Annotated in this window: 11 protein-coding genes and 1 riboswitch; of the genes, 7 read left to right on the top strand and 4 right to left on the bottom strand. The window is 72.2% G+C overall.

Going from position 1 to position 13,749, the window contains the following annotated elements:
• The first annotated feature begins 182 nt into the window (after nt 1–182).
• Nucleotides 183–671 (top strand): NUDIX hydrolase, encoded by a 489-nt coding sequence (locus M1E25_RS09655; protein WP_251412687.1) that lies wholly within the window; start codon nt 183–185, stop codon nt 669–671.
• Nucleotides 672–776: 105 nt separating this feature from the next.
• Here the strand turns inward: M1E25_RS09655 and M1E25_RS09650 are convergent, their stop codons facing one another.
• Nucleotides 777–1,892, bottom strand: a complete 1,116-nt coding sequence (locus M1E25_RS09650) for a C40 family peptidase (RefSeq protein WP_372500549.1) — start codon at nt 1,890–1,892, stop codon at nt 777–779.
• 8 nt (nt 1,893–1,900) lie between these two features.
• Nucleotides 1,901–2,057, bottom strand: a riboswitch (cyclic di-AMP (ydaO/yuaA leader).
• 710 nt (nt 2,058–2,767) lie between these two features.
• On the opposite strand from M1E25_RS09650, the gene M1E25_RS09645 reads away from it, so the two are divergent.
• From M1E25_RS09645 to pcrA, 6 genes are all read left to right on the top strand, one after another.
• Nucleotides 2,768–3,556, top strand: coding sequence for an MHYT domain-containing protein (locus tag M1E25_RS09645; protein WP_285830587.1), 789 nt, complete (start codon nt 2,768–2,770; stop codon nt 3,554–3,556).
• Nucleotides 3,557–3,607: 51 nt separating this feature from the next.
• Complete coding sequence (locus tag M1E25_RS09640) at nt 3,608–6,265, top strand: sensor histidine kinase (protein ID WP_251412680.1); 2,658 nt, start codon at nt 3,608–3,610, stop codon at nt 6,263–6,265.
• Nucleotides 6,265–6,687: a roadblock/LC7 domain-containing protein gene (locus tag M1E25_RS09635; RefSeq protein WP_251412678.1), complete on the top strand. Its 423-nt coding sequence runs from the start codon at nt 6,265–6,267 to the stop codon at nt 6,685–6,687. The genes M1E25_RS09640 and M1E25_RS09635 overlap by 1 nt, the downstream gene beginning before the upstream one ends.
• 10 nt (nt 6,688–6,697) lie before the next feature.
• Entirely contained in the window at nt 6,698–7,153 is a 456-nt protein-coding gene (locus tag M1E25_RS09630) for a DUF742 domain-containing protein (protein ID WP_251412676.1), read from the top strand.
• Complete coding sequence (locus M1E25_RS09625) at nt 7,134–7,745, top strand: GTP-binding protein (protein WP_251412674.1); 612 nt, start codon at nt 7,134–7,136, stop codon at nt 7,743–7,745. The genes M1E25_RS09630 and M1E25_RS09625 overlap by 20 nt, the downstream gene beginning before the upstream one ends.
• Before the next feature lie 92 nt (nt 7,746–7,837).
• On the top strand, nt 7,838–10,315 hold the full coding sequence (pcrA, locus tag M1E25_RS09620) for a DNA helicase PcrA (protein WP_251412672.1): 2,478 nt from the start codon (nt 7,838–7,840) through the stop codon (nt 10,313–10,315).
• Between the two features lie 36 nt (nt 10,316–10,351).
• Here pcrA and hpnR read toward each other — a convergent pair whose 3' ends face one another.
• The 3 genes from hpnR to M1E25_RS09605 form a co-directional block, all read right to left on the bottom strand.
• The gene (gene hpnR / locus M1E25_RS09615; RefSeq protein WP_251412669.1) at nt 10,352–11,866 is read right to left on the bottom strand and encodes a hopanoid C-3 methylase HpnR; all 1,515 of its coding nucleotides are present in this window, start codon (nt 11,864–11,866) and stop codon (nt 10,352–10,354) included.
• Nucleotides 11,867–12,057: 191 nt separating this feature from the next.
• Nucleotides 12,058–13,047, bottom strand: coding sequence for an asparaginase (locus tag M1E25_RS09610; RefSeq protein ID WP_251412666.1), 990 nt, complete (start codon nt 13,045–13,047; stop codon nt 12,058–12,060).
• A 7-nt stretch (nt 13,048–13,054) separates the two neighbouring features.
• A partial coding sequence (locus tag M1E25_RS09605; protein ID WP_251412663.1) for a M23 family metallopeptidase occupies nt 13,055–13,749 on the bottom strand: 695 nt, incomplete at its 5' end.

The raw sequence follows: 13,749 nt of genomic DNA, 5'->3' as shown, positions 1-13,749 counted from the left end.
GTACGGCCGCTCCCGGCACCCTGGGGCGCCGATGTCCGCCTCATTCCAGCCTAGTTGCCGGGGCCGGTCGGACAAGTGGAACAGCCCCGCCGGTTCGGGCTGCCACACCTCGCGCGCGCCGTGCGATGATCCCCACCTCCCGCACGCGGCGTGCGGAGCAACGGACTTGGGGAGGACGCCCCATGACGGCGGTGGACGGGACGGCCGACGGGCAGGACCGGCTCCGGCAGAGGCTCCGGGTGGCGGCGTACGGGGTGTGCGTGCGCGACGGGCAGGTGCTGCTGGCGCGGTTGCTGCCCTCGGAGCACGCGGAGCCCTCGCGCTGGACCATGCCCGGCGGCGGGCTCGAGCACGGCGAGGACCCCCTCGACGCGGTGGTGCGCGAGGTGGAGGAGGAGACCGGCTTCCGGGTGCGGGTCGAGCGGCTGCTCGGAATCGACTCCTACCGCAGCAGCCCCTCCGTGAGGGGCGACGACTTCCACGGCCTGAGGATCGTCTACGAGGTCCGTGTGATCGGTGGCGAACTCCGGCACGAGATCGACGGCAGCACCGACCTGGCGGCCTGGATCGGCCTGGACGAGGTTTCCGAACTGGAGCGGGTGGGCCTGGTCGACCGGGCGCTCGCATTCCACCGCAGCGCACTGCTGTCGGGACGGGCCGGACGACCGTGACGTGCCGAGTGCCCCGCCGGCGGATCCGGCGGGGCACTCGGCATGTGGTTGACGCACGGTGCTGCCGCACGGCCGGGGGGTCGGCCGGCCGTACGGCCGAAGCGGTCAGGACGGCCGGACGCTGCCGTAGATCGGCATGTACGTGATCGACTCGGTGCGGACGTCGGCCCCCGGCTTCGGGGCGTGGATCATCTGGCCGTTGCCGATGTACAGCCCGACGTGGCTGATGTCGCTGTAGAAGAAGACGAGGTCACCCGGCTCGAGGTCCGAGGTCGCGACCCGTGTCCCCACCTTCACCTGGTCCCAGGTGGTGCGCGGCAGCGAGATGCCCGCGGCCTTCCACGCCGCCTGGGTCAGCCCCGAGCAGTCGTAGGAGCTCGGGCCGGTCGCGCCCCACACGTACGGCTTGCCGATCTGGGCGCGAGCGAACGCGATGGCCTTCTCCGCCTGCGCGGAGTACGAACCGCCGGCCGAGCCGGACTGCTGTGCCTGCTGCCGCTCCAGTTCGGCCGCCTTGCGCTTGGCCTCGGCCCGCTTCTTGCGTTCGATCGCCGCGAGCCGCGCCTTCTCCTCGGCGGTCAGCTTCGCCAGGGTCTCGCGCGCCTCGGTCAGCTTCGTCCGGACCGTCTGCTTGCTCGTCCGCAGCTTCTCCTGGGCGTCGGTCAGCCGGCTCAGACTTGCCGACGCCTGCCCGCGCTTGACCGACGCCTCCTGCTGCTGGTCCCGGTACTCCCGGACCGCGTGCTGCTGCCGTTCGGTCATCCGGCCCATCAGATGCGTCTGGTCGAAGTAGCCCTGCGGGTTCTCCGCCAGCATCAGGGTGGCCGTCGACGCCAGGCCGCCGGAACGGTACTGGGCGGCGGCGTACTCGCCGAGGGTCCGCCGGGCCGTATTGACCTTGTCGGTGCGCCGGGCGACTTCGTCGAGCAGCTTGTCGACCTCGGCCCGCTGCTCGCGGGTCCGCTCCTTGGCCGCGTTGTACTTCTGGGTGGCAGCCCCGGCCTCGCGGTAGAGCTTGTCCACCTTCTTCTGCACGTCCCGCAGGGACGGGCGCTGGGGAGCCTCCGGAGCGGCGCTCGCGTTGTTGCCGATCAGGGTGACGGTGGCGAGCGCGGCCGAGGTGAGGCCGACGGCGGTGCGACAGGTTCCGGACAACCCGGATGAACCGGACGGGCTCGAGGGCCCGAGTATCCGGGGCCGCGGTTTGCGGTGCGACGCCAAGGCAGGCGACTCCTTCCGTGGACCGCCTACCGGGTTAGCTGTCGGGTTCGGGCGATCGGAAGGCTGCCCTACGGTCCTGCGCTGACGCGCGTCGCGGACCGATTCACCCCGGGTGTTGCGTTGTGGGTCCCCGGCTCCGGGTGCCGCGGTGGGCAGGGCCGGACTCGGCGGGGCCGCCCGTGCCGACGCTCTCGCCGACGGGATCCGGGCCGCCTGGGCGAGCACGGTAGCCAAGGTGTGGTGCTCCTGTGAAGGCCGATGTTCGAATTGCCCGAAACCTTTTCGTGATGATCCGTCGGGCATTCCGCCGCCGTGGCGCCGGTTCCGTTGTCCGGAGATTCCGGATCGGCCGCGCCTGTCGCACTTCGGGGCACGGTGCGGGTGCGCGTGTTTCCCGAGGGTCGGGTCCGGCCGGCTGCGGTGTTTGCGGCGCATGTCGCCGGAAGCGGGGCGCTCTGCCTTTCGCCGCCCCCCACCCTGTCGCTCTGCGTGTATCCGGCCGGGGTGATTCGGTAATGCGGCGATTTGCTGCCGGTCCGGGGCTTTTGGTGGGTGATTTCCCCCTGCTCGTCTCCGGGTTCCGAGTGGGCCGGGGAAATTTTTCCCGGCGTTGTCCGGGGCGTCCCGGCGGAGGCTGCTCTCGCGCCGTGTCCGATTTCCCCAACGGGCAATTCGGCACGCGGAGTTGTTGTCGCCCGATTCCCCTGAAGCCGTAAGTGCGGGCCGGGCGGGAGAGGTTTGGTTACTGCGGGTATACCGATCGGTAGCGGAGAATGCGGGATGGAAATGTGAAGGACGGTCAAGCACATGTGTAATTCCTGTGTTAGCGTCCGTCGCCCCAGAGTCACCGGCCGGGAGGAGGCCCCGTGGGGGGAATGCATCACCTGAGTTACGGGTGGCTGACGCCCGTGCTGTCCTACGTCATGGCATGCGTCGGAGCGGCACTCGGACTGCGCTGCACGGTCCGGGCCCTCGCGTCCGAGGGGCAGGCCCGCAGAAACTGGCTGCTGAGCGCAGCCGTTGCCATCGGCTCGGGCATCTGGACCATGCACTTCGTCGCCATGCTCGGCTTCGCCGTCCCCGGGACCGCGATCCGCTACGACGTACCGCTGACCGTCCTGAGCCTGGTCGTGGCCGTCGTCGTCGTGGGCGCGGGCACGTTCGTGGTCGGCCACGCCCGCTCCCGCACCCGGTCCCTGCTGATGGGCGGACTGGGCACCGGACTCGGCGTCGCCGCCATGCACTACATCGGCATGGCCGCCCTGCGGCTGCACGGCGAGATCTCCTACTCGCCGCTGATCGTGGGCCTGTCCGTGCTGATCGCGGTCGTCGCCGCCACGGCCGCGCTGTGGGCGGCGCTCACCGTCCACAGCACCGCGGGCGCTACCGTCGCGTCCCTCGTCATGGGCCTCGCCGTCAGCAGCATGCACTACACCGGCATGGCCGCCGCGACCGTGCACCCGACGCCGAGCGGGGCGGCGCTCCCCGGAGCCACCGCCACCGAGTTCATCTTCCCGCTCACCGTGGTCCTGGGTTCCTTCCTGTTCCTGACCTCGGCCTTCGTCGCCCTGTCCCCGACCGCGCAGCAGCGCCGTGAGGCGGAAGCGGCCATGCGGCGCCTGCACGACGTCGAAGCGCGCGGCATCACGATGACCGGGCCCTGAACCTGCCCGCGTCCCCGCCTGCACGAACCCCCACCACCGATCGAGGAAGTCATGCGTGGATTCCGCGCGTCGGCCGAGAGCAGGCACGACGACGAGCCGCCCGCGACCCCGGGCGCCCCGACCCGTACGTCGCGCCCCCGAGGGTCGGCGCACCCGGGAGCGCCGGGGCTCCTTCCGGGCAGGCTGCGCCCCAGGACCGTCCGCGCCAAGGTCGTCTCCCTTCTGATGGTGCCCGTGGTGTCGTTGATGGCCCTGTGGGCGTTCGCCACGGTCACCACCGCGCAGACCGTCTCCGACCTGGCCCGCTTCAAGGAGGCCAACGCCACCCTGCTGGCCCCGGTCGGTGACTACCTGGCCGCGGTCCAGACGGAGCGGAGCGCGGCGGCCCGCTACCTGGCGGACCCGGACCCCTCGCGTCTCGACAACCTCAACACCCAGGGGCGGGCCACCGACGCGGCAGCCGCAGGACTGCGGCGCGGCGTGAACGCGAGCAGCGCCGACACCGGTGACATCAGCCCCGAACTGCCTGACCGCATAGCCCGGTTGACGCGCTCGGCCGACGGCCTCGGCAAGGTGCGTGAGAGCATCGCCGCGGACCGGACGGACTGGACCACCGCCTACGAGCGCTACACCCGCACCATCGACCTCGGATTCGCCGTCGGCGGCGCACTCACCGGGGTCGACCGTGCCGGATCCGGCCGTGACGGCGGCGCGGACGCCTCCGGAGCCCGCGTCGTCCGGGAACTGTCCCTCGCCCGGGAGATGCTCGCCCGCGAGGACGCCGCCGTCGGCGCCGCCCGGGCGGACGGCCACATGCCCGCGGCGCGCTACCGCCTGGTCGTGGGCGCCGCCGAGTCCCGGCGCACCCTGCTGCGGTCCGCCGTCGACGATCTGCGCCCGGCCGACGAAACCGCCGTCCGCACCGTTCTGGACGGCAGGGCGTACCGGGACCTGCTGACCGTGGAGTCCGCCGTCATCGCGGCGGGCCCCGGCCGGGCAGCCCCGCAGGCCGCGCCGGCATCCTGGGACGAGGCGGCCGTCTCCGTCCTGCAGGACCTCCGGAAGGCCGAGCGCTCCGCCGGCACGAGCGCCGCCCACCGCGCCGACCCGTTCGCGTTCGACGTGCTCGGAAGTTCCGGCATCGCCGTGATCCTCGGTCTGGCCGGAGTGCTGCTCTCCCTGCTGATATCCGTCCGGATCGGCCGCGGCCTGGTCCTCGAACTGGTCGGCATGCGCAACTCCGCCCTGGACCTCGCGGGCCGCAGACTCCCGCAGTCCCTGCGGCGGTTGCACGCCGGCGAGGAGGTGGACGTCGAGGCGGAGGCACCCGTCCGCAGTCCCGGCGAGGACGAGATCGGGCAGGTCGGCGCGGCCCTCAACGCCGTGCACCGGGCCGCCGTCACGGCGGCAGCCGAACGGGCCGAGGTGCTCAGCGGCATCTCCGGCGTCTACGTGAAGCTCGCCCGGCGCAGCCAGGTGCTGCTGCACCGCCAGCTGGAACTACTCGACACCATGGAACGGCGTACCGAGAACCCGGCCGAGCTGGAGGACCTCTTCCGCCTCGACCACCTCACCACACGGATGCGCCGCCACGCCGAAAGCCTGATCATCCTTTCCGGCGCGGCCCCGGTGCGCGGCTGGCGCAGGCCCGTCCCGGTGCTCGACGTGGTCCGCGCCGCGGTGGCGGAGGTCGAGGACTTCGCCCGGGTCGCCGTCGACATCCGCGAGGGCACCACCGTCTCCGGTGCGGCCGTGGCGGACCTCACCCATCTCGTCGCCGAACTCGTGGAGAACGCGGTGGTGTTCTCGCCCCCGCACACGATGGTGCAGGTGCGCGGCGAGCGGGTCGGCGCCGGTCTCGCGCTGGAGATCGAGGACCGCGGACTCGGCATGAGCCAGGACGCCTTCGCCGAGGCGAACCGCAAGATCGAGGACGCCTCCCAGGTCGACCTGCTCGACACCGACCGGCTGGGCCTGTTCGTGGTGAACCGGCTCGCCCACCGGCGCGGCATCCAGGTCTCCCTCCGGCGTTCCCCCTACGGCGGTGTCACCGCCGTCGTGCTCGTCCCCGAAGGGCTGCTGGAGCAGGAGGAGCCCGGCCGGCAGCAGCAGGCGGGGGCGGCCGGCGGGAACGCCGTGGAGCCCGGCGCCCCGGCCCGGGAACAGAGCCCGCCCGCCCGTCGGGAAGCGGAACCGGCGCAGCCGGCGGCCCGCAACAGGCCGGTCCACCTGACCCGCCGTCCGCCCTCCGTTCCCCCGCGCACCGCGCTCACCCCCGCCCGGGACCGCCCGGTGCTCGGTGCCGGCGGAGGTCCCGGCGGGGCGGACGGCGCCACGCCCCGGCCCCCGGCCACCCCGCCGGGCCCTCCGGCCATCCCGTCCCGGCCCCCGTCCACCGGACCGCGCCATGCGGCCATCGCACCGGCACCGTCCGCGGGCGGGCCCGCACCCCTGCCGCAGCGCGTGCGGCAGGCGAGCCTTGCCCCGCAACTCCGGGACGCCACCGACCGGCCCGCGCGGAGGGTCCCGCACATCGCCGACCCGGCCACCGGACGCTCGCCGGAACAGGCCCGCGCCACGATGGCCGCGCTGCGCAGCGGCTGGCTGAGCGGAGGACGGGCCGGACGGCAGGCGGCCGATGACGGGCGCCCGCCCGCGGTGGGCGATCCCACGAACAGCCCCAGAACGTCACGAGGAGAAGAGGCCTGATGTCCGGGACGATGGAAACCACCGGTGAACTCAGCTGGCTCCTGGACGACTTGGTCTCCCGGGTGCACCGGATCCGCCATGCCGTCGTGCTCTCCGGTGACGGTCTCGCCGTCGGCACGTCCGCCGAGCTCAGCCGTGAGGACGGCGAGCGCTTCGCGGCCATCGCCTCCGGATTCCACAGCCTCGCCAAGGGAGCCGGGAGCCACTTCCGGGCCGGCTCCGTCGTGCAGACCGTCGTCGAGCTGGAGGGCGGGTTCCTCTTCGTCGTCTCGGCCGGTGAGAGCTCCTCGCTGTCCGTCTACACCGACGCGGACGCCGACGTCGGCCTGGTCGCCTACGAGATGGCAAGACTGGTGACCCGGGTCGCCGAACACCTCGCCGTGCCGTCCCGCGCCGGCTTCCCCGAACCCTCCCGGGAGTGACCCGGCCGACATGAACGACGACACGCCCCGGCGCCGGTTCGCCGACCGGGCCGGACCGCCCGTACCGCCCTTCCCCCCGGTTCACGCGGGAACCGCCCACGCGGCGCCCGAGTGGTTCGACGAGGAGGCGGGCCCGGTGGTGCGCCTCTACGCGATGACCGCAGGCCGCGCCCGTCCGACCAGCGAGGCCTTCGACCTGATCGCCGTCGTGCACGCCGAGGAGGGCGACGACCTGCCGCTGCCCGCCTCGCCCGAACAGGCCGTGATCCTCGGTCTGTGCCGGAACGCACCCCGGTCCGTCGCGGACATCGCGGCCGACTCCGACCTGCCGGTCGGCGTGGTGCGCGTACTCCTCGGCGACCTGCTGGACGCCGGGCTCATCGGCGTCAGCCGACCCGTCCCCCCGGCGCAGCTCCCCGATGCCGGAATCCTCAGGGAAGTGATCAATGGCCTCCGCGCACTCTGACAGCCGACGGCAGGACCGTCCCGGTGCCGCCCTGTCGTTGAAGATCCTGGTGGCCGGCGGATTCGGCGTGGGCAAGACCACGCTCGTGGGTGCGGTGAGCGAGATCCGTCCGCTGCGCACGGAGGAGCGGCTCACCGAGGCGGGGCGCCCCGTGGACGACCTCGCGGGGGTGGAGGGCAAGACCACCACCACCGTCGCCATGGACTTCGGACGCATCACCATCCGCGACGGACTGTCGCTGTACCTGTTCGGCACCCCCGGGCAGGACCGGTTCTGGTTCCTGTGGGACGAACTGGCACAAGGAGCCCTGGGGGCCCTGGTCCTCGCGGACACCCGCCGTCTGCAGGACAGCTTCCCGGCGGTGGACTACTTCGAGCGGCGCAGCATCCCGTTCGTCGTCGCCGTCAACTGCTTCGACGGGTACCACCGCTACCCGGCCGACGAGGTCACGGGCGCGCTCGACCTCGACCCGGGGACACCGGTGGTGCTGTGCGACGCCCGCGACCCGGGGTCCGCCAAGGAGGTGCTCGTCGCCCTGGTCGAGCACGCCGGCCGCCGGTACGGCGAGGCGATCGAGGCGAACGCGCGCTGACGGCTCACCGCGCCTCCCCGCCGGCAGCCCGCACCGGCCGGTCCCGGGAACCGGTACGGGCTGTCGGCGGGGCCGCCTAGACTCGGTGGGCGATGAGCAGCCTCTTTGACGACAGCTTCCTGACCGATCTGCACCAGTCGGCGGAGCATCCTCCGCCCCCGCCCGAGGAGCCCGGTCCGGAGGACGTGCCGGACGACCTGTTCGGCGAAGCCTTCGACGGTCCGCCGCCCGGCCACATGCCCGCCCCCGGCGTCAGCCACTACCGGGACGGCGCGCCGCGGCCCGTCATCGACCCCGCGGCGCTGCTCGAGGGACTGAACGAGCAGCAGCAGGCCGCCGTCGTGCACACCGGATCGCCGCTGCTCATCGTCGCCGGCGCCGGATCGGGCAAGACCCGCGTGCTCACCCACCGCATCGCCCACCTGCTCGGCGCGCGTCACGTGCACCCCGGCTCGATCCTCGCGATCACCTTCACCAACAAGGCCGCCGGGGAGATGAAGGAGCGGGTCGAGCACCTCGTGGGCCCGCGCGCGAACGCCATGTGGGTCTCCACCTTCCACAGCGCGTGCGTGCGCATCCTGCGGCGCGAGAGCAAGAAGCTCGGCTTCACCTCCAGTTTCTCGATCTACGACGCGGCCGACTCCAAGCGGCTGATGTCGCTGGTCTGCCGGGACCTCGACCTCGACCCGAAGCGCTACCCGCCGAAGTCGTTCAGCGCGAAGATCTCCAACCTCAAGAACGAGCTCATCGACGAGGAGACCTTCGCCGCCGGGGCGAGTGGGGGTACCTCCCAGGCCGGAGGCTCTGGGGGAGGTTTCGAGAAGACGCTGGCCGAGGCGTACGCGATGTACCAGTCGCGGCTGCGCGAGGCCAACGCCCTGGACTTCGACGACATCATCATGACGACGGTCAACCTGCTCCAGGCGTTCCCGGACGTCGCCGAGCACTACCGGCGGCGCTTCCGGCACGTCCTCGTCGACGAGTACCAGGACACCAACCACGCCCAGTACACACTGGTGCGCGAACTCGTCGGCACCGGCGAACACACCGGCGAGCTGTGCGTCGTCGGCGACGCCGACCAGAGCATCTACGCCTTCCGCGGCGCGACCATCCGCAACATCCTCCAGTTCGAGGAGGACTACCCGGACGCCACCACGATCCTGCTCGAGCAGAACTACCGCTCCACGCAGACCATCCTCAGCGCCGCCAACGCCGTCATCGAGCGCAACGAGAACCGGCGCCCGAAGAACCTGTGGACCCAGGCCGGTGCGGGCTCCACGATCACCGGCTACGTCGCCGACACCGAGCACGACGAGGCCCAGTTCGTCGCCGACGAGATCGACCGGCTCGCCGACGCAGGAGACGCGAAGGCCGGCGACGTCGCGATCTTCTACCGGACCAACGCCCAGTCCCGGGTCTTCGAGGAGATCCTCATCCGGGTCGGGCTGCCGTACAAGGTCGTCGGCGGCGTGCGCTTCTACGAGCGCAAGGAGGTCCGGGACGTCCTCGCCTACCTGCGTGTCCTGTCCAACCCGGAGGACACCGTCCCGCTGCGCCGGATCCTCAACGTGCCCAAGCGCGGCATCGGGGACCGGGCCGAGGCCATGATCGACGCGCTCGCGCTGCGCGAGAAGATCTCCTTCGCCCAGGCCCTGCGGCGGGTCGACGACGCCTACGGCATGGCCGCGCGTTCGGCCAACGCCGTCAAGCGGTTCAACACGCTGATGGAGGAACTGCGCACCATCGCCGAGTCGGGCGCAGGTCCCGCGACCGTCCTCGAGGCCGTGATGGAACGCACCGGCTATCTGGCCGAGTTGCAGGCGTCGACCGACCCGCAGGACGAGACGCGGATCGAGAACCTCCAGGAACTCGCCGCCGTGGCCCTGGAGTTCGAGCAGGCGCGGACCGAGGAGGAGCCCGGCACGCTCCCCGAGTTCCTGGAGCAGGTGGCCCTCGTCGCCGACTCGGACCAGATCCCCGACGACGAGGAGGACGGCAGCGGCGTCGTCACGCTGATGACCCTCCACACCGCCAAGGGCCTGGAGTTCCCCGTCGTCTTCCTGACCGGCATGGAGGACGGCGTCTTCCCGCACATGCGGGCGCTGGGCCAGGTCAAGGAGTTGGAGGAGGAGCGCCGGCTCGCCTACGTCGGCATCACCCGGGCCCGCGAGCGGCTCTACCTGACCCGCTCGACCATGCGCAGCGCCTGGGGCACCCCGTCGTACAACCCGCCCTCGCGGTTCCTGGAGGAGATCCCGGACCAGTACGTCGACTGGCGGCGGACCGGGCCCTCCTCGCCGTCCGCCTCCATGGGCGCGGTCGCCGGGGTCACGTCCTCGCTGTCCTCCGCCCGGGCGCGCAGCGGTCCGAGCGGCTTCGCCACCCGCCGCACCCCGGACCGGCCGGTCGTCGTGCTGGCGGTCGGCGACCGGGTCACGCACGACCAGTTCGGGCTCGGCACGGTGATGTCGGTGCAGGGCAGCGGCCACGACGCGAAGGCGACCATCGACTTCGGCACCGAGAAGCCGAAGGTGCTGCTGCTGCGCTACGCACCCGTCCAGAAGCTGTAGGAGCCGCGGGCGGCATCCCGGGCGCACGGACGCGGCTCAGCTGGACGGCTGCGGGGGGCTCTGCGTGCCCCGCCTCGTGTGCGGGTCGGGCCGGTTGTGGACGTAGAGCTGCCGGCGGTCGCCGACGTCGATCCGGCGCGGCAGCGGCAGTTGGTAGCGGACAGGCCGGCGGTGGTCGGCGAGCTGACGGTCCGGGTTGTACACCCGGTTGAACCGCCACAGCATGCGCGCGAAGTTCGTCTGCCCGCGGGCCAGGTTCCCGGCGAGGACCCGCAGCGCACCCGCGGCCGTGCGCAGTCCCAGGTGCTTGCGGTTGATGACCGCCTGGGTGCGGACGAGTTCCCGGTAGAACTCGTCCAGCGGCAGCGTGGTCGGCACCACCGCGTGCTGGATGTCGAAGAGGCGGTAGTCGCGCGTGGTCAGACGCCGCGACTCGGTGTGCCAGATCTCCGTGCCCGGATAGGGCGTCATCACGGTGAGGTGCACGATCTCGGGCACCGACAGCGCGAACTCCCGTACGACGCGGAACCGTTCGGCGTCCCAGGCCGGGTCGACGATCAGGTTGATCGCCACGTTGATGCCCATGGCGCGGGCCGCCTCCAGGGCCCGGAAGTTCTCGTCCGGACTGATCCGCTTGCGGTAGAGGTCGAGCCCCTCGGCGTCGATGGCCTCCATGCCGAGGAACATGTACGTCAGGCCGAGGCGCGTCCATCGCTCGAAGACGTCCGGATTGCGCAGCAGCACGTCGCCGCGGGTCTCCAGGTAGTAGCGCTTGCGGATGCGGCGGCGCTCGATCTCCGCGGCGATGGCGTGACCGTGCTCCGGCCGGATGAACGCGACGTCGTCGACGATGAACACGTTCGGCTCCCGGATGGACGCCATCTCCTGGCCCGCGGCCTCCGGGCTCGCCTTGCGGTAGCTGCGGCCGTAGAACGTCCACGCCGAACAGAACGAGCAGTCCCACGGGCAGCCGCGGGTGAACTCGATGGACGCGCACGGGTCGAGCTCGCCGATGAAATAGCGGCGCCGGTGACGCATCAGGTCGCGGGCTGGCCGGGGTTCGTCGATGGTGTGCAGCATGCCGGGTGCGGGCCCGCGGCCGTCCGGCGTGACGGCGCCGGGCACACCCTCCACGCCGCCGCCCTGGCCGACGGCCTCGAGCAGCGGCGCCATGGCCGGTTCACCCTCGCCGCGGACGACGGCGTCGACCGCGCCCCCGGCCTGCTCCAGCACCTCGTCGGCGACGAAGGAGACGCTGTGGCCGCCGAAGAAGACGAAGCAGCCCGGGACGCGATCCTTGGCTCGGCGGGCGACGGAGATCGCCTCGGGAATGTTGGCCAGGTAGTTCAGCGAGATGCCGAGAGCCTGCGGGCGGAACGACACCAGCTCGCGGTCCAGCGCCGCGTGGGAGAGGACCTGGAGGTCCACGACGCGGACCTCGTGGCCGGCGTCGCGCGCCGCCCCGGCCACGCGTTCCAGCCCGAGCGGTTCGAGGCGCAGGAAGATCTCCGAGTACATGAGGGCACTGGGGTGGACGAGCAGCAGACGCATGGGCACCTCGGTCGGCGGGCGGGATCATCCCTGGCCCTTCGTCTGTGCCCGGTTCGGTCCCTCGGTGCAACGCGGCTGGTCCGGTCGGGTGCCGGTCGAACGGGGGAACCGCTCGGCGGATCCGCGCACCGGTGCGGAACGTACACCGGGCCGGTGCCCGGGACGCGCGGTCCGGTGTGGGCCCGCGGCGGTCAGCCGTGCCGGGCGAAGGCGTCGGCGATCGCGTCCCGGCCGGCGCCGTTAGCCAGCAGCAGCCGCAACAGGACCCGCGCCTTGTACGGGTCGAGCAGCCCGCCGTTGACGAGCCCGCGCCGCATGAGGTCGGTCTCCGATCCGACGGCTCCGTACGTGCTGCGCAGCACCGATCCGCTTCCCGAGCGCGAGGTCAGCACGACGGGCATGCGCTCGGCGAGAGCGCCGAGCACCGGTGCCAGCGCCGACGGCACGTGGCCCACCCCGAAGGCGGCCACGACCAGGCCCTGATGGGTGCGCTCCAGCCCGTCGAGCAGCAGACCGTCGTCGTCGAGGGTGACGGTGTGGAGGGCGACCCGGGCCGTGTCGAACGCGGGGATCCCGGGCGGGGCGGGCAGCGGAACGTGGTGGTGCGGGCGGACCAGGATCCGGACCCGGCCCTCGATGATGTGGCCGACCGGGCCGGCGTTCGGCGACCGGAACGTCGCGGTGCTGGTGCTGTGCGTCTTGCGGATCCAACGGGGGTCGTGGATCTCGTCGTTGAAGGTCACCAGGGCCCCGAGCCCGCGGGCCTCGCCGGACGCGGCGACGCGTACGGCGGCGAGCAGGTTCGCCGGGCCGTCCGCTCCGGCGAGCGTCGGATTGCGCATGGCGCCGGTGAGGACGAAGGGCGCGTCGTGCGGCCACACGAGGCCGATGAGCCAGGCCGTCTCCTCGAGGGAATCCGTGCCCTGGGTGACGACGACCCCGGTGGCGCCCTCCTCAACCGCCCGCGAAGCGGCAGCGACCAGCTCGAGGACCTGCGGAAACGTCAGATTCGCGCTGGGCACCGCGTGCGTGTCGTGCACGACCAGGGGGACGCCGAGCGCCTCCAGACCGGGAACGGCCGCGGTCAGTTCGGAACCGGTCAACCGCGAGACGACGCCCCCGCCGTGGCCCGCGCCGGCCATCGCGATGGTGCCGCCGAGCGTGAAGAGTGCAACACCCATCCCGGTGTCAGCTGGGGTCGAGCCCGTGGCTGCGGAGCCAAGGGAGCGGGTCTATGGCACCGCCGCCCCCGGGGTGCACCTCGAAGTGCAGGTGCGGTCCGGTGGAGTTGCCGGAGCTTCCCGAGAACGCGATGACGTCGCCGGCCTTGACCGGACCACTGCGGATCTTGGTGCTGCTCAGGTGGCAGTACCAGGTCTCCGTGCCGTCAGGAGCGGTGACGATGGCCATGTTGCCGAAGGCCGAGTTCCACTGCGTGCGGATCGTGCCGTCGGTGGCCGCCATCACGGGGGTCCCGGTGTCGACCGGGAAGTCGATGCCGCTGTGCACGGACATCCAGTTGAGACCGGCCTGGCCGTACGTCGCGCTGAGGCCGTGCTGGGCCACCGGGAGCGCGAACTTGGGCCGCATGGCCTCCTTGCGGGCGGCCTCCTCGGCCTTCCGCTTGCGCTCCTCGGCCTGCCGCTGCTTGAGGTCCAGGCGTTCCTGGGTGCGGCTGGCGCGGTCGGCGAAGTCGCCGGCGTCGGCGGTGAGGGTGGTCAGCTGGGTGTCCAGCTTGCTGTTGGCCGCGGAGGGCTTGACCGACGAGGGGTCCGGCGCCGCCTGCACGGGTTTCTCGTCGCTCACCTGGCTGACCGACGCCGCCGCGATACCGGTGACGCCCATGACGGCCGCCGACGGAACGGCGACGGACAGCAGCGCGG

It is taken from the genome of Streptomyces meridianus (assembly GCF_023703325.1).
Taxonomy (GTDB): Bacteria; Actinomycetota; Actinomycetes; order Streptomycetales; family Streptomycetaceae; genus Streptomyces; species Streptomyces meridianus.
This window is presented reverse-complemented; position numbering and strand designations above follow the sequence as displayed.